Source organism: Pedobacter sp. MC2016-14 (genome assembly GCF_020991475.1).
Taxonomy (GTDB): Bacteria; Bacteroidota; Bacteroidia; order Sphingobacteriales; family Sphingobacteriaceae; genus Pedobacter.
In genome coordinates this window covers 1,335,158-1,362,017 of the sequence record NZ_JAJMPA010000001.1, presented here as the reverse complement: position 1 = coordinate 1,362,017, position 26,860 = coordinate 1,335,158, and the positions used below count along the sequence as shown (strand labels likewise).

27 protein-coding genes are annotated in these 26,860 nt (G+C 38.4%); all 27 read right to left on the bottom strand.

Annotated elements, in window-relative coordinates; all coding sequences use genetic code 11:
• Positions 1-32 precede the first annotated feature (32 nt).
• Positions 33-887, bottom strand: a complete 855-nt coding sequence (locus LPB86_RS05680) for an OmpA family protein (protein ID WP_230641734.1) — start codon at positions 885-887, stop codon at positions 33-35.
• An 11-nt stretch (positions 888-898) separates the two neighbouring features.
• Positions 899-1,561, bottom strand: coding sequence for a DUF2461 domain-containing protein (locus LPB86_RS05675; RefSeq protein WP_230641733.1), 663 nt, complete (start codon positions 1,559-1,561; stop codon positions 899-901).
• Positions 1,558-1,956, bottom strand: a complete 399-nt coding sequence (locus LPB86_RS05670) for a DUF983 domain-containing protein (RefSeq protein WP_230641731.1) — start codon at positions 1,954-1,956, stop codon at positions 1,558-1,560. The genes LPB86_RS05675 and LPB86_RS05670 overlap by 4 nt, the downstream gene beginning before the upstream one ends.
• 2 nt (positions 1,957-1,958) lie before the next feature.
• Positions 1,959-2,213 (bottom strand): hypothetical protein, encoded by a 255-nt coding sequence (locus tag LPB86_RS05665; protein ID WP_230641729.1) that lies wholly within the window; start codon positions 2,211-2,213, stop codon positions 1,959-1,961.
• A 25-nt stretch (positions 2,214-2,238) separates the two neighbouring features.
• Positions 2,239-2,604, bottom strand: a complete 366-nt coding sequence (locus tag LPB86_RS05660; RefSeq protein ID WP_230641728.1) for a hypothetical protein — start codon at positions 2,602-2,604, stop codon at positions 2,239-2,241.
• On the bottom strand, positions 2,588-3,151 hold the full coding sequence (locus LPB86_RS05655) for a LemA family protein (RefSeq protein ID WP_230641726.1): 564 nt from the start codon (positions 3,149-3,151) through the stop codon (positions 2,588-2,590). The genes LPB86_RS05660 and LPB86_RS05655 overlap by 17 nt, the downstream gene beginning before the upstream one ends.
• A gap of 5 nt (positions 3,152-3,156) precedes the next feature.
• On the bottom strand, positions 3,157-4,203 hold the full coding sequence (locus tag LPB86_RS05650) for a hypothetical protein (RefSeq protein WP_230641725.1): 1,047 nt from the start codon (positions 4,201-4,203) through the stop codon (positions 3,157-3,159).
• Positions 4,204-4,219: 16 nt separating this feature from the next.
• On the bottom strand, positions 4,220-5,017 hold the full coding sequence (locus LPB86_RS05645) for a hypothetical protein (RefSeq protein WP_230641724.1): 798 nt from the start codon (positions 5,015-5,017) through the stop codon (positions 4,220-4,222).
• A 100-nt stretch (positions 5,018-5,117) separates the two neighbouring features.
• A complete protein-coding gene (locus tag LPB86_RS05640; protein ID WP_230641723.1) occupies positions 5,118-6,386 on the bottom strand; it encodes a DUF4302 domain-containing protein in 1,269 nt (422 codons plus the stop codon).
• Between the two features lie 19 nt (positions 6,387-6,405).
• The gene (locus tag LPB86_RS05635; protein ID WP_230641722.1) at positions 6,406-7,848 is read right to left on the bottom strand and encodes a substrate import-associated zinc metallohydrolase lipoprotein; all 1,443 of its coding nucleotides are present in this window, start codon (positions 7,846-7,848) and stop codon (positions 6,406-6,408) included.
• Between the two features lie 18 nt (positions 7,849-7,866).
• The gene (locus tag LPB86_RS05630; protein WP_230641721.1) at positions 7,867-9,333 is read right to left on the bottom strand and encodes a RagB/SusD family nutrient uptake outer membrane protein; all 1,467 of its coding nucleotides are present in this window, start codon (positions 9,331-9,333) and stop codon (positions 7,867-7,869) included.
• Positions 9,334-9,350: 17 nt separating this feature from the next.
• A complete protein-coding gene (locus LPB86_RS05625; RefSeq protein WP_230641720.1) occupies positions 9,351-12,959 on the bottom strand; it encodes a SusC/RagA family TonB-linked outer membrane protein in 3,609 nt (1,202 codons plus the stop codon).
• Positions 12,960-12,992: 33 nt separating this feature from the next.
• Positions 12,993-13,955, bottom strand: a complete 963-nt coding sequence (locus LPB86_RS05620) for a FecR family protein (RefSeq protein WP_230641718.1) — start codon at positions 13,953-13,955, stop codon at positions 12,993-12,995.
• A 99-nt stretch (positions 13,956-14,054) separates the two neighbouring features.
• Complete coding sequence (locus LPB86_RS05615) at positions 14,055-14,669, bottom strand: RNA polymerase sigma-70 factor (protein WP_230641717.1); 615 nt, start codon at positions 14,667-14,669, stop codon at positions 14,055-14,057.
• A 152-nt stretch (positions 14,670-14,821) separates the two neighbouring features.
• Positions 14,822-15,367 carry a DUF420 domain-containing protein gene (locus tag LPB86_RS05610; protein ID WP_230641716.1) on the bottom strand — a complete coding sequence of 182 codons (546 nt, stop codon included), beginning with the start codon at positions 15,365-15,367 and terminating at the stop codon, positions 14,822-14,824.
• Positions 15,368-15,381: 14 nt separating this feature from the next.
• Complete coding sequence (locus LPB86_RS05605) at positions 15,382-16,050, bottom strand: SCO family protein (RefSeq protein ID WP_230641715.1); 669 nt, start codon at positions 16,048-16,050, stop codon at positions 15,382-15,384.
• A complete protein-coding gene (locus tag LPB86_RS05600) occupies positions 16,050-16,400 on the bottom strand; it encodes a cytochrome C oxidase subunit IV family protein (RefSeq protein WP_230641714.1) in 351 nt (116 codons plus the stop codon). The genes LPB86_RS05605 and LPB86_RS05600 overlap by 1 nt, the downstream gene beginning before the upstream one ends.
• A gap of 19 nt (positions 16,401-16,419) precedes the next feature.
• Positions 16,420-17,127, bottom strand: coding sequence for a cytochrome c oxidase subunit 3 (locus LPB86_RS05595; RefSeq protein WP_230641712.1), 708 nt, complete (start codon positions 17,125-17,127; stop codon positions 16,420-16,422).
• A 27-nt stretch (positions 17,128-17,154) separates the two neighbouring features.
• The gene (locus tag LPB86_RS05590) at positions 17,155-17,733 is read right to left on the bottom strand and encodes a cytochrome c oxidase subunit 3 (RefSeq protein ID WP_230641710.1); all 579 of its coding nucleotides are present in this window, start codon (positions 17,731-17,733) and stop codon (positions 17,155-17,157) included.
• Between the two features lie 2 nt (positions 17,734-17,735).
• Positions 17,736-18,623, bottom strand: coding sequence for a heme o synthase (gene cyoE, locus LPB86_RS05585; protein WP_230641708.1), 888 nt, complete (start codon positions 18,621-18,623; stop codon positions 17,736-17,738).
• A gap of 12 nt (positions 18,624-18,635) precedes the next feature.
• A complete protein-coding gene (locus tag LPB86_RS05580; protein ID WP_230641707.1) occupies positions 18,636-19,694 on the bottom strand; it encodes a heme A synthase in 1,059 nt (352 codons plus the stop codon).
• Between the two features lie 93 nt (positions 19,695-19,787).
• Entirely contained in the window at positions 19,788-21,689 is a 1,902-nt protein-coding gene (locus LPB86_RS05575; protein ID WP_230641705.1) for a cbb3-type cytochrome c oxidase subunit I, read from the bottom strand.
• A 21-nt stretch (positions 21,690-21,710) separates the two neighbouring features.
• A complete protein-coding gene (locus LPB86_RS05570) occupies positions 21,711-22,973 on the bottom strand; it encodes a cytochrome c oxidase subunit II (RefSeq protein WP_230641703.1) in 1,263 nt (420 codons plus the stop codon).
• A 62-nt stretch (positions 22,974-23,035) separates the two neighbouring features.
• On the bottom strand, positions 23,036-24,250 hold the full coding sequence (locus LPB86_RS05565) for a quinol:cytochrome C oxidoreductase (RefSeq protein WP_230641701.1): 1,215 nt from the start codon (positions 24,248-24,250) through the stop codon (positions 23,036-23,038).
• 14 nt (positions 24,251-24,264) lie between these two features.
• Positions 24,265-24,849: a cytochrome c gene (locus tag LPB86_RS05560; RefSeq protein WP_230641699.1), complete on the bottom strand. Its 585-nt coding sequence runs from the start codon at positions 24,847-24,849 to the stop codon at positions 24,265-24,267.
• Positions 24,842-25,378, bottom strand: a complete 537-nt coding sequence (locus LPB86_RS05555; RefSeq protein WP_230641698.1) for a DUF3341 domain-containing protein — start codon at positions 25,376-25,378, stop codon at positions 24,842-24,844. The genes LPB86_RS05560 and LPB86_RS05555 overlap by 8 nt, the downstream gene beginning before the upstream one ends.
• Positions 25,378-26,850 (bottom strand): NrfD/PsrC family molybdoenzyme membrane anchor subunit, encoded by a 1,473-nt coding sequence (gene nrfD / locus LPB86_RS05550; protein WP_230641696.1) that lies wholly within the window; start codon positions 26,848-26,850, stop codon positions 25,378-25,380. Before nrfD ends, LPB86_RS05555 begins: the two co-directional genes overlap by 1 nt.
• Positions 26,851-26,860 lie beyond the last annotated feature (10 nt).

Genomic DNA, 26,860 nt, shown 5'->3' with positions numbered 1-26,860 from the left:
TTTCAATCCGGCTCTTTTTGTATATGAGGTTCCTATTGCTTAATTAAGTCGTAAAGCTCATCCAATTTTGGAGAAAGCACAATCTCAATACGGCGGTTTTTGCTTCTGCTTTCTGCACTTGTATTCGGAGCCAGGGGCTGGAACTCTCCTTTACCCGTAGCGGTCATCCTCACACTTTCAACCTTTTCTATCTCTGTTAAAAAGCGTACTACAGATGTAGACCTTAGCACGCTCAGGTCCCAGTTGTCTTTAATTTGTCCAAGGTTATTGATCTTTTGAGAATCTGTATGCCCCTCAACAGCAATATTAATTTCCGGCTGCTCCTTTAAAACTTTTGCCAACTGAGCAAGCGCCTGTTTTCCTTTTTCATCAATAACAATGCTTCCAGATGGGAACAACAACTTATCCATCAGGGATACATATACCTTTCCGTTTTTGATCTCTACCGTTAAGCCGTTTTTAGTAAAGCCCAGCAAAGCCTGCTGTAATTTCTCTTTAAGCTGGTTGGTGGCTTCATCACGCTTACGCAAAATTTCTTCCACCTCTTTTAAACGCTGTTCACGTTTCTTTAAATCTTCTGATAATTTATTGATTGCAGAAGAACTGTTGCTACGCAATTTAGCATAGTTACCGTCCATTTCTGTATAACGAGCGTGCAAATCTGCCAGCTGGCCATTTAAGTCGGCAGTATCCCTTTTCAGTTTAGCAATTGTATTGTTCAAGTTTTCAGCCGTAAGTTGCGACTCTGTCCAGCCCGTGTTCAAAGAATCTTGTTTAGCCAATAGCGCTTTATATTTTTTAGGTGATAAGACTACGCAGGAACTTATGGTAGCTGCAAGAAGGAAAAAGGCAAAAGCAAGAATTGGAGTAGAGAAAGTAAGTTTCATATTGTATTGGTTTATTGGTCTATGGCATTTCTTAAAAAGGTAACAAGCGGATGTATCGTTTTATAGTAGCCTGCTAACCGGGCAGCAAGATTGGCACTGCAAACCTCTTTATCCGTTAGCTTTTTAAGTACTTCAAAGCTTTTAAGTTTCAAGTATTGAATATTAGGATCTGCCGGATCGTAACCTTTCGGCGCATTTTTGAGTGCGTTGCTGGTGCTTAGCTTAAAATCGGCAGCAAAAGTTTTATCTTCAATAATCTCCAGGAAATCACCAATATTATAATCTATTTCCTGACGGATCAGTTTTAGATGGGGGGCTTCAGGCATCCAGTAACCACCCGCTACAAAGCTATTGCCCGGTTGCAGGTGCAGGTAGTATCCAGGTTCATTACCACCCTTACTTTTAGCAGAGAACCACATTCCAAAATTAGTCTTATATGGATCTTTGTTTTTGCTAAACCTAACATCCCTGTAAATGCGCATAATTGCCTTTTTAGGATCGGTATCGCCAGAAATTAAAGGATCTATTTTAGCCAATTGAGGGATCAGGTCCTTTACCAAATCTAATACATTTTCACGTGCAGTTTCATATTCATCTTTATGCAGCGCAAACCATTCCCGGTTATTATTCTGCGCTACTTTGGTTAAAAAATCAAGTGTTTCCTGTTTAATCATGGCTGATCATAAATAGTATTGTACTTTAATTTTGGTGTAAGCCAATGTAGTAAAATTACACGGGAGTAGCGATAATTGAAAGGCGCCAAAAGCAGGCAACCCGTAAAAATGGTGGTAATGTATAACCAGAAAGAGTCAAATTCCAGATAGCCGCCTGATAGTATATAAGTTAATACCCCTACAGTAATCATCTCCATTACATTCATGGCGTAACTAACGTACATAGCTGCATAAAAATAACCTGGTTCTATTTCAAAGCGCATACCGCAATGGCTGCAATACTCGTTGGTCCGCTGCAAATCAAAACCATATAAACTTCCGGTAAAAATATCCCCTCTTCGGCACTGTGGGCATTTACAGTGTACTATTGCGGAGAATTTGGATGTACTGCTCATTTTTACAATGTAGTACCTGTTATGGATGGTCTTTTACGGAACTTAAAATACCAAAGCAGTCCTAATCCGCCGATGAACAAATAAGGCATCACCATAAGGTAAAGTACACCACTATTAATTCCTTTAGCTTGTGTATTTCCATTTTTTACGCCTTGTTCTGCGTTGATGGTACACATAGCACATTGAGCACTGGCTGGAGTATTGATAGCGGCGGCAGTTGCCAGGATAAAGAGAAAGATGATAATTATCCGTTTCATGATGCAAATATAAGTAAACAACAGATCAATCCCTAAAGCTACGCCCCCATTTGCCCAGCATAGCGTAATTAGAAAAACAGAAAAAAGTGATTCCGCAAAAAATAGTAAGCCAGCAATAGAGCAGTTTAACCCCACTTACATCATTAGCAACAATTTTCAATACCACTGTAGGAACAATTGCAACCAGTAAACACAAAAATAGAGAAAGGGTTAAAGGCCCAATAAAGTGCTCATTAATAATTTTGAAGCCAAGTTTGCCAAAAATAAAACCGATGAAAGTTAGTGCCAGCATTCCAAATATAATGAATGCAAAACCATAAATCAGCACCAGGTCAGGGTTTTTATTGATGATATTTTCGTAACCAAAAAAATGATTAAAATTGAATCCCATTGTATGCCTTTTCTTCTGGTAAAACAATAAATAAATTCCGTTGATGGTATCCCAATAATTTTGCTAATAACACATTGGGGAACTCTTCTATGCCAATGTTGTACAAATTAACGCTGTCATTAAAAAACTCTCTGCGGTCTGCAATCTTGTCTTCCATCTGCGACACCCTCTTTTGAAGTTCTACAAAATTGTTATTTGAAGAAAGCTGAGGATAATTTTCGGAAACAGCAAATAGTGATTTTGTAAGCTTAGACAACTCGGCAGAATTTTCTATTTTTTCATCAATAGACTTCGCATTTAAAAAATCAGTTCTCAACTGGGTTAGCCTCATCAACATAGAGTTTTCATGCTCCATAAATTTAGAAGCTACCTTTACCAATTCCGGAACTTCCTCGGCACGCTGCATTAAAATGACATCTATATTCATGAAGGCCTTTTCGATGTTGTTTTTTAACATCACCAGTTTATTATAAATGCCAATAAAGTAGCTTAATGCTATTGAAATGAGAAGCAGACCAATAATCAAAGCAATATTTTGTGCAGTCATAAATTTTAGGTTATAATGATGTAGACAATAATTAAAGTAATAAAGAACAAAGTAGCTAAAAACGATTTATAGAGCGGTGCAAATTTATTACGGATAGCTACTTCATGCGGAAGCGCGGCACCAAAAACTTTATGATAATCGTCTTTTACAATTAGCGTTTCACCATTGTTGCTAGTGGCTTTACCTATTAAGAATATGTAGTCATCATGTTTTAAATAAGTCTCGTAGTAACGCTTGTCTCCACTTTGTCCGTCCCTATCTACCCGCTCCACATAGTATTCAAGTCCTTCGCCATCTACTGTTATCGCTCCGGTATCATCCTTTATCTTAAATGTGCCGGTTTTACTTTCTCTAAAAATGGTTGTCCATGTTGTTTTACCGTCGCTATCTTTCCCTTTTTGCTCAATGCGGATGGAATAACCGATGCATGGCGTATTAAAATGAGGCGAAATAATAGGATTTGTTTGCACAAGATCTCCAACAACCTCAACCAACCCCATGGCCACACTATTCATCTTTGAGGTAGGTAAAACTGCCTGGAGCTTGTAAAACTTAGTGATTTTTGAAGGTAAAAAGATGGCATCTATAACAATGAGCAAGGGAATAATTAATAGCAGAAGCTTCAATTTACCCTCAGCATGCAACCAGATACCCAGTGCTATTAAGGCAAAAAAGCCTAATGTTCCAACCAGCCTTTTCCAGCTCGCGGTTTTAGGAATGTTATATTTAGCATTAAAACTTGTTTGCACCTTCTTGTCTTCCTTCGCTTTGGCGATACCTGAAAAAATCATCCCAACAAATGCCAATAAAAAGATAGAAGCTGCAAGCAGAGCAAGAGCCAACATAGCAAAACCTGGCAGGTAAAGGTAAGCAAGGCCCACAATTAATGGATTCAGAACAAAGAAGAGCCATTTGGGCCGAATGCTTAGGCTATACAACCCAGTAAATATTATGGTATGGAATATTGCGATGCCACAGCTAAATACCATTAAGAAAACAAGTACTGGTATAGGTACATCAAAGCTGGCAAAGAAATTCATCAATTCATTCATTTTTCTTCACGATTTTTTATGTACGAAAAATTAGTTCAGTTTCTGGCGGAAATAACTTTCTAATCTTACTCCTTTGTGCATCATCAATGGGATTTCCAGACAGCTTAATAGATGCCAGATATTTTAACTTTAGGATGTCTGCAGGCAATTCATTGATTTCATTATTACTAAGGTCAAGATTAACCAGATTAGTGAAATTTAATATTTCTGGAGGGAATTTTTGGTAGCCTTTTCCAGAAAGACTTAAAGTTTGCACCGCTTCTGGGCTCAGCTTTGCCTTATCAAGGTTATCGAAGTCAGTTTCTCCATCTTTACCTAGTTTTTTAGTATTGAAGAGTTGCCCAATTACAGCCAAAACTATTACAGCTACAAAAAATATGCAGAGGAATACCGCCCATACTGGAGCATCATCTTTTTCATGGGTAAACATGCGGAGGTACACGAAGTACGCCATACCGGCTATCATTATGGCAAATAATACAGCCCCTACGGCAAAGAATGCATACATAGCAATAGACCAACCCAGATTGGCCTTTTTAGATCTCTTAATGGCAATGAGTACACCCAATAAAACCAACCAGCAACAAACAATGCCGATTCGAATTGGTGTATTACCAGTTTCAAAAAGCTGAATACTAATTGTAGCGGGAGCCATGAGTAATACCCAGGCTATTATTGCGCCCAAGCCAACAGCTACGCATCCGGGTTTCTCCTTTTTACCTGAATTGAAATAATAAGGAAGCGCAATAGCCAATAACGTAACGAGAAGAAATATGTATCCACCCGAAGTTAGAGCCATTAGAGTTGTCATCATAGATTGATGAACAGTTTTAGGGTTAAGATTGTTCGGGTAAAATGAAAAAGGCTGGTTGCGAATATGCAACCAGCCTTGAATTATAGAGTGTATAGCTATATTAGTAATGCCAGCTCACCCATGCCTTGGCATCTGATACACTTACCATATCATAAGTAATAGTCTGTGTAGTACCACCGTTGGTTTGTATCAGGTAATATCCCTGCGGCTGCGTATATTGAGCAAGGTATTTCGCATAAATAGTGGCAGCTGCAGCAGGAATTGTCCCAAATTGAAAACCACTATTTGGAAAAATTGCTATTCCACCAGCTGTAATAGTTGGCAATATAGCAGGGCCATAGCTTGCTGCCGCTCTAATCCTCGCACCATCATATGGCGCACTAAGATTTGGTTGATAATCAATTCTAACATAACCTGCAAGTGACCGCAAATTAAGCGCATCGTCTACGCCATTGATATGAAAGCCTAATTCCGACGAAACATATGTACTTGCAGCAGCCCATGCCCTCCAACTACTAGCACCATTTATATCATATTTTAACGGGGCTATTGCTTCTCTAATCTGTATAGCAGAGCCTCCAGAAATTTTTGTATTAATAACATTCGCACCAGCGTCAAAACTAACATCCTCCAATGCTGAAATAACAGTATTACCAATAGTTATTGGATTAAACAAATTTATCTTATTTCCTGAAACATAATAATTGCTGCTAGCTGTTTTGAGCACGCCACCATCAAGATAGTTGAAGCCAAAAACGTTATTGGCAGGATCTACCCTTAATTCGCATTCTATTCCACCAATGGTACTTCTTTTAAAATAGGTTAGTAATCGTGATAATATATCTGCAATTTGCTCGCCTGCAGTAAATGCAGAAGCATTGTCCGCATCAGATTTAGACCTTACTAAAACTAATTTACTTTTATTAAAGGTTCCCTCAAGCTTTATCGTATCAGGACTTGCCGAAACAAAAGCAAATTCGAAATCTGAAAAATAACCGTCCCCGGTTTCTCCCCCAAATTTTGATGGCGTTGGGTCTGCAAGCAAATGAAGTGTAGAATAAGTATCAAACAGTAACATTGGCCTTTGTAATGCTTTTAGGCGATACGAACTTTCCTTTGGAGTTGTTAGATAATCTGCAGACATGGTTGTTCTGTTACTACTTGTAAACTTCATTAAGAAAGTAGCCGAAATCTTAGAGTCAGTTAACAGGTAACCTTTCCAACCATATTGAGCACCTGTCAACTCAGTCTGATACGCAGTTAAAGCAGCAGATAAACGATCGTCAACATTAGCTGTCTCTGTTTCGTTTTTTTTACAAGAGCCGAGTGCCAGTGTAAATAAAAACATGTATAATATATATTTTTTCATCTCTCTATTTTTTAATGATTTACAGTGTACCAAATAAGTATGAAGTAGGATCTGTTGTTTTTACAAAACCACCAAAAATACTTTTGGATTGTGGAACGATATCCTCAACCCAACGTACATTGAATGACTGGTTATTAAAATAGGCTAAAAGTGCCGGCAAATAAGCCTCGATAGCTCTGGCGTTTGCATTTGTTGGTTGCGGAGAAGTATAAGTTAAAGTAATAGCCCCATTATCATTTGCAATTGTATAATTAAAATCTGCGTTAGAACCATTTCCTACAGTCGCTGCGGGGTTTAAATAGTTTACCCTCAAAGTCATTCTGTTTGCAGTGTTAAAAATTAAAGAAATATTGTCTATATATAATGGCGTGGGTGCCGCAAGCATTGCTGTATTTGCGGTATTAAAAGCAGTTAAAAACTTAGCAGACAGTCCCGATAATTTTTGTGGATTAATTGTTACAGTAGTATATGTCTTTCCTGGCCCCAATAGCGTGTTAAATTCCGGAGTTGGAGAATTTAATTCAATTGCAGCTTGAGTTTTAGCTTGTAAATCTGCCAAATTAATTCCCCAGCTATCCTTTAGGTAGGCCACTACAATCGCTCTCTTTCTTAAAAGCTTCGACCTTGCATCAGTATTTTGTTCGTATATACCTTTGCCATTTCTTTTAATATAAAGTCCATCATAAATAAAAAGGTTATTTATAATATTATCAAAATTGGCCTGGCCACCTTCAAGCAGAGTTGCCAGTACTTCAACAAAGTCGTCATCTTTATTGGATCTGGAGTATGGTGTAATAAATCCTTTGCCCCAAAAATCTGCCTCGTAAAGAATCTTATCCAAAGCATCTGTAGCAGAATACGCACCTCTAAAAATATTAAACCATGTAGCTGTATAGTCCGATGGGGTTATTCTCTGATAATCGGGAGTTACAGCTATATTTTGATTAAGTATGTGGCCGAACTCATGATGCATAGTATGCAAAATTTGCTTCACTGCTGCCTTATTAGCAGGATTGAAAGTATTTAGATCAAGCAGTACAATTTTTCTTCCAGCCTCAGCAGTACCTAGCGTTATCGATCCATTACTATTATAGGACGGACTACCTGCAAGATAGAATTGTTTTTGACTATATACTTTCATGAAGTCTGCACCTTTAACCGCAACATATGGGTCAATCCATGTTTTCTTGATAATATCCATTACCGGGATTACAAGATCCTCATCAATAGGGACTACATTTTTATAGATCTCCCCAAGTTCAGACCTATCCCATTTATATTTCACCTCTATATTATAAGGAGTGGTAAAATTTGTGCTAATCCAGGCATCAACCGGGCCTTTCGCCCACGTATCTCCACCTAATCCAACAATATTGGCGCTTAAATCATCTTTTTTACTACATGCGGCCAAAAAGACTGTTGCCAAGGCAACCAACGATATTTTTAATAAATTCTTTTTCATAATAAGATTATCTTATAATTAACGAGGATTTGGGGCTAAACCAGCTGCAACGGCATCTTGAGGAATCTGAACTAATCTGCGAGGATCATCCACGCCTAAACTAATCTTAGTTTTACCATCCAAACTATTATGTTCAATTGGAATTTTCAATCTTATAACATCAAACCATCTTAAACCTTCATGCATAAATTCCATACGTTTAAAATTTAATATGGTACCAACTAGTGCATCTTTAACCGAAAGCGTTGGGAAAAATGTCGTTGCCTTTACTTCAGTAAACTTATCTGCTGTTGCTGAATAACTCACTATTCTTCTTGAAAGATAAATATCCAGATCAGCAATTGTTTGTGCATTATTACCCAACATCGCATTGGCTTCCGCCCTGTTAAACAATACTTCTTCGCTTGTTAATAAGGGTATCATATTGTAAGAAGTACCAAAATTAGCACTTACCGTTTCCTTCACGAAATGTTCCCTAAATTTGGGAATATTATACACTGCGTCTGTACCACCAAATATTTTATTGATTATCGCAAATGACTTCTTACTAGGGTTATTTGCAGCATAAAAGATTGGCAAAACAGAGGAACTTAGGCCGTAATTATAACCTGCGAAACTACTTCCCCATATTGAATTTGCTTCCTGTAACAATAAATTAGCGGGCTCTGTGGAGTTGGTGTATAACGCCTGTAGTTCATAATAGCCTAACACATTGTAGGTGGTGTTCCATGCTCTTAGATTTTCAGAGATTGTTGTACCAGGGAAAATTATATCAGCATGATCTACTACTTTCTGAAATTCCTTTTTAAATAAATAAAAACGAGTAGCAAAAGCATGAGCGGCCTGTGTGGTAAAGTGATATTTGGGTACTTTATAAGAATTATTCTTTATTAAAGGCAAGCCTTCCACTAAATCCTTTTCTATATTGGCGTAAACTGAAGCAACGGTTCCTCGTTGGTAATCCCCTTCAACTACCTTTTGTGGCAGCGTAACATAAGGAATTCCTGGATCTGTAGCAGCAGTTGCAGGGTCATAAGCCTTGGCAAAAAAAGTAACCAGCATGAAGTGCGCATAAGCTCTGGCAACCAAAGCCTCCCCTCTGCTTGCCGAATACTCTGCAGTATTGCCAGCCTTGTCTATTGCTTCCAATGCATAGTTAGAAGCAGCAATTGCTTTATAACAAGAATTCCAATAATAGGGAGGAGTATCTTCAGAGTTTGCGTCAATTTGATCCTCATAATTCCAGGCCTTAGCATTTGGCAGATCTCTGCTGGCTGTACCTTTGTCTCCTGCGTTATCACTCATTGATTCGGCCATAGTTAAATAACTGCCGTGAGGATAGGCATTCGCCAACAACTCAGCTACGTTAACAGGGTTTTTTAGTTCAGTACGATCATCCGGTTGATGTTCGAGAAATTTCTTACAACCAGTTGATTGAAGTAGGCAAAAAACCGCAAGATATATGAATATTTTATTTTGTTTCATGATTGTTTCATTTTAAGTTAAAACCCAATTTTTAACGACAAGGTATATTGCTTTGGAATAGGCAAGGCTACACCACCTGATGCAAAAAATTCTGGATCTTGACCTTTAAGCTTCTTATCTGAATAGATAAGCCAGAAATTATTTGCTACCGCACTTATAGAGGCATTACCGGCACCTATATACTTAAGAATCTTTGCAGGTAATGCATACGAAAGAGACAATTGCTTCAAGCGTATAAAACCTCCATCGGCCACTCTTACTGACGAATAATTGTAGGTATTATACGGATAAACCCCTTCCAGATCGTCCGATGCTTCTACGTCAGGAATGGAAGGAATATTGGTAGTCAATTCGTCGCCAGGAAGTGTCCATCTCTCTTTAAATTCATTTGGCATAGCATCCAAATCGGAGTATGAAGTAGCAAACATTGGATTTAACCTAATTTTATTACCCGCTGAAAAGGTAAATAAGGAACTAAAGGTAAATCCCTTATAACTAACTGTATTGAAAAAACCACCAGTCAGTTTAGGATCAGTAGGCCCTTCATATTTTAAATACTTGGTTTCGAAACTTTGCATGTAAACATCCTGGCTCCGCTCTCCCTTTTCATTGATGAATTCAGGTACTCCGGTTTCATGATTTAAACCAGTAAACTCAACAGAATATAAACCACGATATGGGAAGCCCTGTTGGGGTCCACCATCAGCAGTCACTAGATTGAATATACTTTGAGGACTAGAAAGCTTAGTTACTTTGTTTTTATTATATCCAAAATTGAAATTACTTCTCCAGCTCCATTCGTCAGTTTTAATAATCGGGCCGCTGATTGTAACCTCAATACCTTTTGTATTCATATCTGCATAGTTGGCTGTAGTCAAATACTGACCGCCAATTCCGGAAGTTCTTAACGGACTAATTAAATCAAACCCATTTCTGTTGTACAAGTCAACAGTTAAGTTCAGTCTATTCCTGAATAAACCCAGGTCTACACCAAGGTTAGTTTCGTATTGCTTTTCCCAGGTTAAGTCACCATTTTCTATGTAATCAATGTTCATTACTGACTCTACCTCGTTGGTGTAAGGCCTTAGCGCACTTGAATTTCTAAGTACTAAAGCAGAATTGGTTGCACTACCTAAACTAGCTGTCAATCCATAGGTTGCCCTTAGCGTAAGTTTACTGATAATTTGCTGCCTTTTCATAAAATCCTCTTCGTCAACATTCCATGCGCCAGAAATGTTCCAGGTTGGCAACCAGCGTGCAGTAGCTGAACTACCTAACTGATTTGAACCATCATACCTTCCTGTTGCATTAAATGAGTATCTTCCGTCGTAAGAATAAGCAGCTCTCGCCATAAACGCCGAAAACCGGTCGTATCTATTGCTCATTGAAAAATAATTGAGGTTATTTAGTGTTGCTTGCTTAATAATATTTGGATCTATAAAAGCCACGCCCCCTTTATCATACTGGTATCCATATCCAATCATACTTCTAGTCTGGCGATCTGCCATCCTGGTTTCCTGAAAGGCATAAACGTTTATTAAATGTTTGTCGTTAATAGTTTTGTCATATTCAATGGAATTTCTAACCATATATGACTTCAAGAAATCATCAGTAGTATTATAGAACCCACCATAAGGCAACACAACCACTGGCTGTAATTCTAAATGTTCAGGGTCTCTGTATAAAAACCGGTTATTCTCTTGAATATAAGAATCTCCATCAGCTCTGTATGCATTGGCCATGTTTGAATTTTCTCTAACCTTATGCTCATTTCCACTTTTAACGTATCTCATTGACGCCAGGAAATCATACTTAAAATTCTTAACAAATTTATAAGTCAATCCACCTTGAAGTTTAAAATCCAGCATACTCAAATCCAATGAATTATTATCTAGCTCATTCAGGATATTGAAATCGGCAAAGTTTCTTGTAAAGCTTTCTCTTGCACCATTGGTATCGTAAGCAGTCATTGTACGACTGGTATTTAAAGCATAACTAAATGGATTAATGTCAAAATCCCTCGAGTATTTTCCTTCTACCGGATTACTTACTCTTCCAACAGTTCCTGGTGCTTTTTGATTACGAATAGACCCAGTAGTAATAAAATTAATCGTTAGCTTATCAGTTAAGTTAAATACTGCATTTACGTTCGCAGTGTAACGTTCTACGTCATTTCCTGCAGCCCATCCATTATCATTTAAATAACTTGTAGAAAAATAAAGCTGTGATTTTTCAGTTCCAGATGACACGCTTACTGCGTGTTCCTGCATTAGGGAATTTTTGAATAACACATCAAACCAATCCGTATTGGCGACTGCATAACGCGATAAAAAAGTATTTCTAGCCTCAGGAGTATTTGCCAATCCAAACTGTCCTGAAGAAGCATCATATGTATTAATAAGCTGGTACATTTTGGTGAATACACCCCCATCGGCAGCTCTCGAAGCCGTTGAGTGGTTTAACCATCCTTTACGTGCCAACTCAGAGTAAACCGACATTTGATCAGAGGAATTCATGATATTGTAATCGTCGTATGTTGGCTTTAAATAGGTTGAGAAATTCCCTGTATAAGATATCAGGGGTTTTCCGATCCGTCCTTTCTTAGTTGTAATTACAACTACGCCATTCATCGCACGTGCTCCATATTGTGCCGTCGCAGCAGCATCTTTTAAAATATTAAAGCTCTCTATATCATCCGCATTTATTCCAGCGACTGAGGATCCAATAAGTGTACTCACATCTCCTGATGACAATTGCTCATTGGAAATGTTAACAACATCTTCTAGAATTACCCCATCCACAACCCAAAGAGGTTTATTGTCGCCAGTAATTGAAGTTGCGCCACGAACACGAATCTTCGGTGCAGCACCAAAAGTACCAGAAACATTTTGCACTGATACGCCGGCCACACGACCTTCTAACATTCTACTTACATCAGTAATACCATCTTGTTTTACATCTGATCCTTTAATAGTTGTAGCCGCGCCTGTAAATAATTTCTTATTAATATTTTGATAACCTGTTGAAATTGTTACTTCTTTTAATTGGCTCACATCTTCATCCAGTGAAACATCAATAGTTGTTCTACCACTCACAGTTACTTCCTGTTGCTTGTAACCAATTGCTGAGAAAATCAGTACTGCTCCTTCTTTTACTCGGATTTGATACTCACCAGCGCCATTTGTCGAGACTCCGTTAGAAACTCCCTTCTCGCGAACACTTACACCTGGTAATAAATCTCCATCTTTTTTCCCACGAACTTTACCTTTTACAATAAGATCCTTAAAAGACGCTGTTATCTGCACTTTCTTTAAAACCACCTGCTTACCAACAATACTGTAATTGATACCTTTTGTTTTCAAAGGCTCTAAATCTGAATTTATAGATACCAGTTTTACTGGCGCCTCAATAATCATTGCCTTATTGATTTGCGTGGCATCGTAAACAAAACTTACCTGGTAAGCAAGCTCTATTTTGTGCAGATATACATCAAGTCGCTCCATTGCCATACGCGAACGCTGTATGCTTTCGGCGTTGGCTAGCGACACACAAAATAGTGCACAGAAAAACATACCTGATAAGGTACATTTTAATCTCCGCATGTTCTTTTTGTAGTTTTTCTCCATAATGAATGATTAATTTAGGTTTGATTAAGTTGATTATTTATTCTTTATTGTGATTGCGTTATCTCTTTTTATAACTTCTATTTGATAAGTCTCTTCAAGTACAGACAATACCTCATCCAAACTGCTGTTTTTAAAGGTCGCATTGAACTTTTTAGCACTGTGCTTAGTATCATGAAAATCTATATCCACCTTATAATACGCTTCCAGTTCTAAGCAAACATCCTCCAAAGGCATGTCCACAAAATGCAGTTCTTTGGTAAACCAGGAGTTCGCGTTTGCTGCCTCCTGCAAAACAAGGTTACTCTTCAAATAATTGTAGCTGATGGCCTGACCGGCAGTGAGGATTGCAGGACTACTCACCTCATTTGGACTAAAGGCAACCTTTCCTGTAGTAACAGACACATTGATTTCCGATGCTGAATATTCAATATTGAAGGAAGTGCCTAACACAGTTACTTTAGATTTAGCAATATCAATGACAAAAGGATGCTCGTTATCGTGCTTAACATTAAAGAAAGCTTGACCTTTTACAAGACTGATTTCACGCACTTTACCTTTAAAATTTTCAGGATAACTGATAGAGGAATTTTGGGCCATGATAATCCTGGTCCCATCACTCAAAAACACCGAATCAATTTGATTCCCTGTGTGCTTAACCAAATATTTAACAGCTGTTTTCTCGGTATAAAACCAAAAAGAGAAAACAACCACCGCAAATAGCGCTGCAGCATTTATAAGCCATTTGTAACTAAAAGAAGTGGAAACCGTAACGTGCTGGCTAATTCTGCTCCGTAATTTTTTTACTGAAGATTGTTCATCCAGTTCAAATAGAACCTTGGTACGTACAGAACTCTCCCATATTTTGGATATTTCCTGAAAATAAGCCTCATGTTCGGGAGAAAGGCTTCTCATTTCGTTAACCTTTTGAGTTAACAAATCATCTTCTGGTGCGTTTAGGTGTTTTAGGATAAAATCCTGAAAAATTTGATCTTGCAAAGTGTTTGTTTTGTATGATGACAAACAGAATGCAAAAAACCCCTAGTCTAAATTGGAAAAAATTAAATATTTATTCACTTCAGCCTAAATAATGCTCAATTAATACAAAAACAAGCTCAACAATGAAAAATATTTAGGGTTTACACCACCATCACGACCCGAAGATTTCAATAAAACTTCCTTCCTAAGAATCCTTAAAGCATTCCCCATGTGGTTTTCAACTGTTTTCTCTGAAATCTGAAGCAGAACAGCAATATCTTTATACTTTTTTCCTTCCAGCCTGCTTAAAACAAAAACACGCTGACATTTTTCTGGAAGTTTAGCTATTTCCTGATGTAGCAATACAATCAACTCATTTTGCTCATTTAATAACTCTACATCTTCTTCCGTTAAATGTTCCGCAATTTTGAGGTGGTGCTTCTCAAGATTCTTCTCCCGATTAATATGGTTAATGGAAGCATTCGCCACACTGCGGTATAAATAAGATTGAATGGAATTGATGCCCGAAAGCTGAGTTTTATCTTCCCAAATCTTTACAAAAACATCCTGTACAATCTCCTCAGCTATATGTACACTTCTCACATATCTGTCTGCAACAAGAATCAGTTTTTTAAAAGTGTCCGAATAAAATTCTGTAAAAGCCTCCGCGTCTCCACCTTCTATAAGTGACAGCAAATCCTGTCCGGTAAGAATTGAGGCGGTAGATTTACGCATTAGGCATGATAATTAATAAATGAAGCGTTTGCAATTATAACAAGAACAACTCAAAATATAAATAAGTTAACTTATTTTTTCAAGCAATTCTCAATAACTATCAAAGAATCAAAATATTTTAACAATAAACAGGCCAATGTCTGTTAGTAAACCTAGAAACTGTAGTAAGGAGAGATCATTAGGTAAACAATTACGCCAGTAACGGCCACATAAAGCCAAAGTGGAAAGGTTATCCTTGCAATCTTTCTGTGACGGTCAAATCGCTCCGCCAATGCCCTAACGTAGGTAACCAATACAAAAGGGATGGTAGCAATAGACAATAGAATATGGGTAATCAAAATGAAATAGTAAACATATTTAACAGCACCCTCACCTCCAAATTTGGTAGATGGTGTTGTCATATGATAGGCAATATACATCACCAAAAAAAGCAATGAACAACCGATGGCGCATTTCATTAAAAGCTGGTGCAACTGTACTTTACCATTCTTAATCGCATTCACGGCTATGACCAGCAAAACAGCTGTAATACCATTGATGGTGGCATATATTGGTGGTAAAAATGGAAGAGGGCTCACATCAAAGCCCAGGTCTTTCAATTTTACCATAAACAGTACCGCTACGGCAACAGGTATTACCACAGACAGCAAGATAATCCATTTATTATATTTTTTCTCTATTGGAGTTTGGTCATTCATAATCATGTTAACGGTTATCTCCCGTCTTTAGCAGTTATCTTTCTTAATTCTTCAGTGATGAGTACTTTAATTTCATCATCTAATTGTGAGAGGTTTTCCTGACGGGTTACATCATAGTAACCACGGATATGATGCTGTGGATCCAGCAAAACAAGTAAATTACTGTTAGGATCAAGGCGAAGTTCTTTCTTCATCAAACTATAAACTTCAATACTATCGCCCGTTAAAAAGTCCCACTTGCCCGGTTCTGCATTCAATTTTGCAGCATAAGTAGTCAGTACTTCGGGTGTATCATGAGCAGGATCGCTGGTCAGGCTCACAAAACTGATCATCCTGTTTTTACCATAGGTAGTTTCAAACGCTTTTACCGCCTTGCTGATAAATTCAGATCCCGTTTTTGCACTAAAAAGATTTAGTACAATTATTTTCCCCTGATAAGCTTCAAAACCAACCGTATCCGCGTGCTGATTAATCAATTTAAAGTTGGCTACCTGATGATAAATGGTATCCTGAATTTTCTCGCCGTGAAAGGTATGAAAAGTCTTTGCTGGTACTTTAGGTCCAAAATAAGGAAGTGGTTTATACCTGTTTTTTCCCTTTTCCTGAAGTAAATAATATAAAAATCCTGGTACCGCTAAAATGGTGACCAGGATTAATATCTTTTTTAAAGAAGTAGAATTCATTATTGGAACGGCATATGTAAATGAAGGTAGCCACCCTCAATTAACATCAGCGTAATAAAGTACAAAATGAAAATAAAAGAAACACTCAATGAAAGTTGAAGTCCAAGTTTCTCATATTTTAAGTGCATAAAATAAGCAACAATGTAAAATGCCTTTAAAAGTGTTAAAGCGATATAAACAATGTTACCAGCATGCTGAAGTTGCGGTTTACCAGGTAGTATAACCAAGGCAATGATAAACTCCACTACGGTTATTGCTAAAAGAATAGCAAACACCTGCCATATTTTTTTCTTGCTTAAGCCAGCATGCTCATCGTGTGCATGCTCCTCTGTATGTATGTGCTCTGACATAATATTTTGATTTTAAAAATTAAACTAAATAGAAGAAGGTAAATACGAATACCCAAACCAAATCAACAAAGTGCCAGTATAAACCAACTTTCTCCACCATAAGGTAATGTCCGCGTTTCTCAAAAACACCATTAATGGTCATAATCAAAATGATGATATTGATCAACACACCACTAAATACGTGGAAACCGTGAAAACCAGTGATGGTAAAAAACAAGTTAGCAAATTGCAAAGCAGCAATTTCCGATACCGGACCATCAAAGAAATGTTTCAATTCTTCCGGACCCGGAATAGAACCCCACCAGAATCCTTCATGGTGTAAATGCGTCCATTCTAAAGCCTGGCAGCCAAGAAACATAAATCCACCTATTACAGTAGCTACCATCCACCAAACCACTTCGCTTTTAGCGCGTCTGTGACCAGCTTCAACAGCCAATACCATCGTTACAGAGCTCATGATCAAAATAAAGGTCATTATACCAACAAATACCAAGGGTGCTCCATGGTCCATAATACCTGGAATAGACTGAAAAACCAAATCAGGATCAGGCCATGTAAATTTTGTAAAACGCTGAGCGCCGTAGTAAACCAATAGAGAGGAAAACGTAAAGGCATCTGATAGTAAGAAAAACCACATCATGATTTTACCATACTCTACTGACCATGGTGAGCGACCACCGCTCCATGGAGTAGTTTTTACCTGATCTAATTGTGATAATGAATCCATTTTAAATTGTAATAGGTTGTTAAAATTCTAACTGTTCAAAAGTAAAAAAACATAAAGATATATCCACAATATATCTATAAAATGCCAGAAAATTGCAGCAATATCCATCCTGTACTGGCGTTTTTCGATGGAAATATTTTGATAAGTACCAAATAAGTTTGAGCCAACAAGACAAAGACCTGCTAAAATGTGCAGCAAGTGCATTCCTGATACGATATAAATCAATGAAATAGCAGCGTTATTGTTGATGAGCACAGCACCAGAATTAACCATTGACGACCATGCATCTACCTGCAAATAACCAAAAGCAATTCCCAACCCTAAAGTAAGCCATAAAAACATCCTTTGTCTGGCTATATTTCCAATCCTCAACTGCCTTGCAGCAAGAAATAAGAAAATACTACTCAATACCAATACCACAGTGCTGTATATGAAGAGATCAGGAAGAACTAATCCATGACCTTTACCCTTAGAAGCGGCAAATACAATATAATAACTTGTAAAACCACCAAACATGATGGTTGAACTCACTACAAATAACCAGATGATAAACTTCTGAGGTCTGTAATCCAATTTAATATCTTCTTCTTTTAAAGTATGTACCATAATTAAAACTGTTTAGGAAAAAAATCAAATAATAACACCAGTTGCACTGCCGGCAAGTAAAAAAATGAGCAAAACATTACCTTACGTGCACTAGATAAATCCATATCTATGACCAGCTTCAAAGAAAGCCAGGCAAATATTACGCCTCCAATGATAGATACCCCGGCAATATAGTAGCCCCCAAATCCGTAAAAAGTAGGAAGCAAACTCACCGGAATTAAAATTAACGCCGTTACAAAAACAACTATTGCGCTAATCTTATCTCGTTTGGTAGTAGGCAATAGTCTAAAACCAGCTAATTTATAATCATCATCCAATACCCAGGCAATAGACCAAAAATGAGGAAACTGCCAGGCAAACTGTACCAAAAATAAAATTACAGCAATTTGATCGATCTTGCCATGTGCCGCAACATATCCAATTAAAGGAGGCAAGGCACCTGGAATTGCACCTACAAATACCGCAATGGGTGATTTTCTCTTCAACGGGGTATAGGCAAATGCATACAGCAGAATAGAAAATACAGACAATAAGCCTGTTTCTATATTTAGCTTGCCCAACAAAAAAGTACCAAGCATCCCCATCACCAAACCAGAAACCAATCCCTGACCAGTAGTCATACGTCCAGCTGGCATTGGGCGTTCTTTAGTCCGGGTCATTAACCTGTCCAGATCAACCTCAATAACTTCATTAAAACAATTGGCTGCTGCTGTTACCAGAAATCCGCCGGCAATCAGAATAAGCCAGTTTAACCAGTTGATCTCTGTTTCAACCCCATTTGCAATCTGGACCTTGGAGCCAATTAAAAAAGAAATAGACGCAGAAAACACGACCAGAAAAGTAAGCCGGAATTTGATAAGTTTAGAGAAGTCTGCTAAAAAGTTTTTCAAATTATATGTCTTTTAATGCTGTCTGTAACTATTTGCATTATATACCAGCAAATACAAATAGTACTGCAAGGTAAATAACACGGTAGAAAATAAAATATGTAAGGCCTGCGCATAAGGCGGAAGTGCAAAGTTAGCTAATATTACACCAGTAACAATTTGAATTAACAAAACTAATAGTACTGCATTACCTACCCTAAGTTCTGTAGCCCTACCACCAAATTTATCCATGACAACCTTATAAACCATCACATTTAATATCGCGACCAAAATCGCCATATCGCGATGAAAAATAAAAACACTGCCAACTTTATCAACCCAGTCTGCCCTAACAGACAATGCCGCTTTAGCAATCACATCAATCGTTTCCCGAACCTCAGTTCCAAGAATAACCTGCAATACTCCCGCAAGGATTGTCACTACAATCAGCACTCTTAGCCAAACGAGACGTGAAATCACCACAACATCTTCCCTGCCCAGTGTTTTCGCATAATTATACGTATAAACCAGAATGGCCAGCATAACCAATGCAAGCAGCATATGTACCGTTACAATCCAGGCCAATAAATTAGTTGATACTACAATTGAGCCCAGCCAGGCCTGAAAACCAACAACAATAATGTTCAGAAAACTCAAGGTAATAATACGACTTGCCTTTTTACGATAAGCAAAAGAAAGAACTGTTAATGCGAGCAGCAAAAAACCGGTTAATGCACCAGTAAGCCTGTTCACATATTCAGTCCATGTTTTTGCAACATTAAACTCTTCCGGAACAGTGATACTTTCATCATGACGGATCCTTTCTGCCAGATCATTTTTACCCATTTTATCCAAGAGTTTAGCAAACTTAGCATTCTTTGCCAGTCTGCCAGCTACATACTTCTCCTTATATCCCTCAGGCAATTGACTGATGTCTGTTGGAGGAATATATTGGTCAAAACATTTAGGCCAATCAGGACAACCCATACCAGAACCAGTGCTACGTACAATTCCACCCGCAAGGATAAGTACTAAAGTAGCAATGATGGTAATAAGGTTAAGCTTGATAAACCGATGCTCAGCTGTAGAAACCATTAGTTAATAGGATTACAAAAAAATGAGGCATCTGCAGGCTACATAAACCGGGCAGATAACCTCATTATATATTTTAGACGAATACGTCAATTATTATTTGTTCTTTTCAGCCGCTGCGATAGCTGCAGCTTCTCTGTCGGACCACTCTTTCTGGATACGCTCAGATTCAGCATTTCCTTCAAAATCATGTGGCATATTAGAGCTCATTGTTTCTGAAAAAGGAATGGTTTGAGGAATAAAATCTTCAGTAGCACCTGGCTTACTGTAGTCATATGGCCAACGATATACTGTAGGAATTTCACCCGGCCAGTTACCGTGTAAATGCTCAACAGGAGTAGTCCATTCTAAAGTATTAGCTTCCCAAGGATTCTGAGGTGCTTTTTTACCTTTAAATATTGAATAAAAGAAATTCCAAAGGAAAGCAACTTGTGCCAGGGCAGCAACAACAGCAGCCCAGGTTACCAATACGTTTACAGTCATCCATTTTTGCATAAACTCAAATTCAGTAAATGCATAATAACGACGTGGAACCCCATCAAGACCCAAAAAGTGAAGTGGGAAGAATACCAGATATGCACAAATAAAAGTCAACCAAAAATGCAGGTAACCTAATTTCGCATTCATCATACGACCAAACATTTTAGGATACCAGTGGTAAACACCAGCAAGCATACCAAAAATCGCAGCAGATCCCATTACAAGGTGGAAGTGAGCTACTACAAAGTAAGTATCATGTAAGTTAATATCCAGGGATGCGTTACCTAAAAATATACCGGTTAAACCACCAGAGATAAAGAAAGATACCAAACCGATAGCAAAAAGCATCGCTGGTGTAAACCTGATGTTACCTCTCCACAAAGTAGCAAGATAATTGAAAGTCTTAACCGCAGAAGGTACAGCAATAATCAACGTTGTAATCATAAATACACCACCCAATAATGGGTTCATACCAGTTACAAACATATGGTGACCCCATACAATAAACGACAGTACAGTAATACCAATTAATGAATAAATCATGGCATGGTAACCAAAGATCGGTTTACGTGCATTTACCGAAATTACCTCAGATGAAATACCCAAAGCAGGCATAATTACAATATAAACCTCCGGGTGACCAAGGAACCAGAATAAATGTTGCCATAAAATTGGAGATCCACCTTCGTTAGGCATTACCTGAGTACCAATAACAATATCAGACAAGTAGAAACTTGTACCGAAACTTCTGTCAAATATCAACAATACCACACCTGCAACCAATACAGGGAAAGATAAAATACCTAAAATAGCAGTTAAAAACAGTGCCCAAATAGTCAATGGCATTTTCCAAAGGTCCATTCCTTTAGTACGCATGTTTAAAATGGTACTCACATAGTTGATACCACCCATTAAAGATGACGCAACAAAACAAACCATACTCACCAACCATAAAGTCATACCCAGTCCAGAACCCGGAATGGCAGTTGGCAAGGCTGATAGTGGAGGATAAATGGTCCATCCAGCACTGGCAGGGCCAGTTTGAATGAAGAAAGAGCTCATCATAATTACACAGGCTGTAAGGAAAAACCAGTAAGACAGCATGTTTAAAAATGGCGAGGCCATATCTCTGGCACCAATTTGAAGTGGAATCAGTAAATTACTAAATGTACCACTCAATCCTGCGGTTAGTACAAAGAATACCATGATGGTACCGTGAATGGTTACCAGGGCAAGGTAGAAATCCGGTTTTATACGACCGCCCTCAGCCCATTTACCAAGCAGACTTTCCAACAAAGGAAAGCTTTTGTCAGGCCATGCAAGCTGAATACGGAACAGGATAGATAATCCCATTGCTATTACAGCCATGATGATACCAGTGATCAAAAATTGCTTCGCAATCATCTTGTGATCCTGGCTAAATACATATTTAGTTAGAAAAGTTTCCTTGTGATGCCCATGTGAATGATCATCATGGCCATCGTGGTGAAGTGTATCGTGTAATGTTATAGTTGACATAATGCGCTTATTCCAGTATAATTATTTTTTTAGAGCCGGTGTATTCATTGCAATATCCGAAGTAGCTGCAGCAGGTTTAGCAGTAGTATCTGCCGGAGCCGCAGTTTCAGTTGCAGCAGCAGGATCTGCTACCAATGGAAGATTGAAAGCTTTCCTCAAATCATTATTGATAAAAGGAACTTGCTTGGCAATCCAGGCATTGTATTCTTCCTGAGTTACAATTCTAACAGTTTTTTGCATGTTATAGTGACCAGATCCACAGATCTTAGAGCAATAAAACAAATACTTAAATGCCGGGTCGTTAGTTTTAACCTGCATATCAGCAGTAGTTACTGTAGGCGTAAATTCAAAGTTAGAAAACATACCAGGAACAGTATTCAACTGAACCCTGAAGTGTGGCATGTAAAAACTGTGAATAACATCCTTACTGTTCAAGATCAATCTTACAGGTTTACCCACGGGCAATACCAATTCATCAGCCTGTAAATCGTCCAGCGTGTTTTTATCTTTAAAATCTATACCTAAAGTATTGATACCAGTAATCAGTTTATAGTTCTTTTTACCAACTACCCCATCAGCACCAGCGTAACGGATTGTCCATGCAAATTGCTGCGAAGTAATCTCCACACTCAAAGGTTTATTGTTAGGATCTTCAATTTTGAAGAAAATTGATCTCCAGGTTAAGAAACCCATTAATACCAATACGGTAAGTACTAAAGCCGGAACAATTGTCCAGATTCGCTCTAAAGCATTGTTATGCGGATAGTAGTATGCTTTTCTTACACCATTGCTTTTATAAAAGAAGCTAAATAAGAAGAGTACAATGTGCGTAGCAATAAAAACAATAGTGGTCAAAATCAACGTGATGTTAAACATCTGGTCAATTTTAACACCATGCTCAGATGCCGCATCAGGAAGGATCATTTTACCATGAACCGTATATTCCCAATACACACCATATAAACCTACAATAAGGAACAGTGCGAATAAAGTACCATTCACCGCATTCCAATTGATGCCCATCGGTTTATCCTGCGCCTCACGTGTCAGTTCATATACCCTTAGTGCTTTACCAACAATTGCTATAAACAAGCAAAGTGTTAAAAAAAGCAGGGCATAAAATATAGCCGATTTATAGATCGCTGCCATATCTACAACTGGTTTAGCAGTGGCAGCGGCCCCTGCAGCAGCCTCCTGAGCAAATGCACTGGTGCCTGCGAAAGCAGTCATTAGCACTGCCAGGGCAGCCATGGTCTTATTACTTATAAATTTTCTTAAACTCATCTTCTTAAAAGTAGTACTCTGTACTTCTACTATCCTGTTAACTTATATACTTAAACCACCTGTTATAGGTGATGATTTAAACTTTCCTGTAATAACGGGTGGTTTTTGGCCACCAGTGGTTTCTTACTCAATGCACTTAACACAGTAAAGGTAAACAAACCTACAAAACCTAAGGCAGTTCCAACCTCAATAATTCCAAAACCATTGTGTTCCTCTACAGTTCCAGGCATAATCATCTGGTAATAATCCACCCAGTGACCGCATAAAAGAATGATACAAACTACCATCAGTTTATTCTCACTTCTCTTATTGTCCCTGTCCATCAATAATAACAATGGCGTTAAGAAGTTCAATACAAGGTTCAAATAGAACCAGAATTTATAATAATCAAAACGTTTGTAAAAGTATACGGTCTCTTCCGGCATGTTTGCATAGTAAATCAATAAAAACTGACAGAACCATACATAAGTCCAGAAAATTGAAAATCCGAAGATAAACTGACCAAGATTGTGGAAATGGCTTTTGTTTACCCATGGCATATAACCTGATTTCTTCAAGAGAATTAAGATCAAAGCAATAATAGATAAACTGCTTACCCACATGGCAGCAAAATTATACCAACCAAACATGGTAGAGAACCAGTGCGCCTCTAAAGACATCACGGTATCAAAGGCAAAGATTGGCGTAGTAAAACCGTAGATCACTAAAAATATACATGAATATTTAAAGCTCTTTCTGTAAGAGTTCAAACCACCTTCTAAATCTTCATTGTTAGACAATTTGCCTAATAATAAAGCGAAGAAACTATAGATGGCTAAAAATACAACCTGTCTGCCCATAAAAAATGGCACATTCAAGAATGCAGATTTACCATCAATGATCTTATCATAGTTAGCACTAGCAGGATTAGTTAACCCTTCCTCATTCCAGTGGTGGTATAAATTGTGTGTATACAGACCTAAGCCCATTACAACAATCAGGATAATAACAGCAACCGGTAAGGCTTTAGCCATTGCTTGCGGCACACGTAAAATAGAGGCCGACCAACCAGCCTGAGCTACAAACTGAACAGCCAGGAAAAAAGCACCAGACATGCACACACAGGCAAAGTAATATGCCATCAGTAACAAGTTAGCGAAAGTCCGCTCATGCGTTTCATGAACAGAAAAACCATAAGCAATAGCGGCGATACCAATAACGATACCGATTACACTCAAAGTTTTCGCTTTTCCTGTAAACTCAAACTGCTCACTTAAATTATAATTATGAGTTCCCATTTATATCTGCTTTTCTATTGTGTTTTTTGTAATTGTTGAACGTACATCACTACTTTCCATCTCTCCTCTGGAGAAAGTTGTGAAGCATGTGAGCCCATGTTATTTAAACCATACATAATGGTATGGTAAATTTTACCTGCAGTTAAGTCTTTCATCATTCCACCACGTGAAGACGCTGCGTCTCCATGGTAAGAAGGTACTCCAGAATACTTCTCAATTTGCACCAGGTGCCCTTTACCATCGCCTTTTTCACCATGACATGGTGAGCAGAATACAGTAAAGTAGTGTTTACCTGAAGCCAGGTTTTTTGCATTTACAGGCAATGGATTAATTAATCCTGCGCTTGCTGCTTCATAACCTTCTTTAGTATTTGCATATTCATATTTAACAAAACCTACAGGATCTGTATTTGGCGGCGGGGTTTGGGCCGTTTGTCCGTTTGCAAAATTCTTATTCGCCTGATCCGGGTTGTAACCCAATGGATCATACATATTTCTGGCGTATTCCAATCCGGTGCTTCTATTGTCACTGCATGCAGAAAGCGATGCAACAAAAGCGATGGCAAAAAACGCAGCGTAAACTAATCTATTCTTATTCATAGCTAATATACTTCCTTTCATTGTGCTTAACTTCAATCGCACCTGCTTCTTTTAATAATTCATCAATTTTGCCGTGATCAGCATTTTCCTTCGCATCAACAGCAATAATAAATCTGTCATCTGTAGCCCTTAAGTCCATTACCCTCGGCGCCCTTCCAGGAAACAAGTGTGTAGAAGCATAATAAGAACCCACCAATCCAAATGCTGTAAACAGGATGGTCAACTCAAAGCTGATTGGAATAAAATCCGGCAAGGCAAAGTGTGGCTTACCACCAATGTTAACCGGCCAGTCTACAACTGTTGCCAGGTATACACCCGTAAGCATCGTAATTGTACCAGTGATACCGAAAAAGAATGCGGCCCGGTCAAGTCTTGAACGTTTTACACCCAATTTATCCTCTATACCATGTATAGGCATTGGTGTATATACGTCATGAATTTTAATATTGTTCTCCTGCAACTTTTCGATGCCGTGCATCATTTCGTCAGGATCACCAAAACTGCCTAATATATATTTGATATTACCCATTATATTTTTGCGTATTGATCTTGTTTAACACTGTCAAATTTCTCCAGGGACTCTACATATTCTGCAACCTGAACTTTATCCAAATGACCTTCTTTTATCAACTTCATTTTTGACTGCTCACTTGCAGTTTTAAGCAATAGTTTCACCTCCGCGATTGCAATAGATGGAAGTACCCTTAAGAACAACAGGAACAAGGTAAAGAACACCCCAATTGAACCCACAAACACACCCACGTCAACCCATGATGGATAGAACATGGTCCAGCTTGACGGCAGGTAATCCCTGTGTAATGAAGTAACGATAATTACGAAACGCTCAAACCACATCCCGATGTTTACTACGATAGATAAAATCCAGGTAGCGGTAATGCTCAAACGGATTTTCTTAAACCATAACAATTGCGGTGAAATCACGTTACAAGTCATCATCATCCAGTAAGCCCACCAGTATGGTCCGGTAGAACGGTTAACGAATGCATACGTTTCATATTCCGAACCTGAATACCAGGCAATAAAAAACTCTGTAAGATAAGCCACACCCACAATTGATCCTGTTAAGATGATGATTTTATTCATCGACTCGATATGGAACATGGTGATGTAGTTCTCAAGACCCAATACTTTACGTGCAACCAATAATAAAGTCAATACCATCGCAAATCCAGAGAAGATCGCCCCGGCAACAAAGTACGGAGGGAAAATGGTCGTATGCCATCCCGGAATAACCGAGGTTGCAAAGTCCATAGATACAATAGTGTGTACAGAAAGTACAAGTGGCGTAGAAATACCCGCAAGAATTAGAGACACCGCCTCAAATCGTTGCCAGGTTTTAACGTTACCAGCCCATCCAAAAGAGAAGATGGAATAAATTTTACGTCTCATACCAGTTGCACGGTCACGAATGGTTGCAATATCAGGAAGCAAACCAGTGTACCAGAACAACAGGGAAACAGAGAAGTAGGTAGAGATCGCAAACATATCCCAAACCAGTGGTGAGTTAAAGTTAACCCACAATGATCCGAATTGATTTGGTAATGGCAACACCCAATACGCTAACCATGGACGGCCCATGTGAGAGACTACATACGTAGCCGCGCAAATAACCGCAAAGATGGTCATCGCCTCAGCCGACCTGTTAATGGAGTTCCTCCAGTTTTGGCGGAAAAGCAACAGTACAGCAGAGATTAGTGTTCCGGCGTGACCGATACCTACCCACCACACGAAACCGGTGATGTCCCAGGCCCAGCCTACGGTTTTATTTAATCCCCATGATCCGATCCCGTTCCAGAAAGTATAACTTACAGATACCACCCATAAGGTAGCTCCCAACAAGGAAACTATAAATCCTATCCACCAGGCCCGGTTGGGCTTGTTTTCCACCGGCATTAAAATATCATCCGTAATTTTTGCATACGTGATATCACTGCCGGTGATTAATGGTTCTCTTAATATTGACTCGTTATGTCCTGACATAATTCTTTTT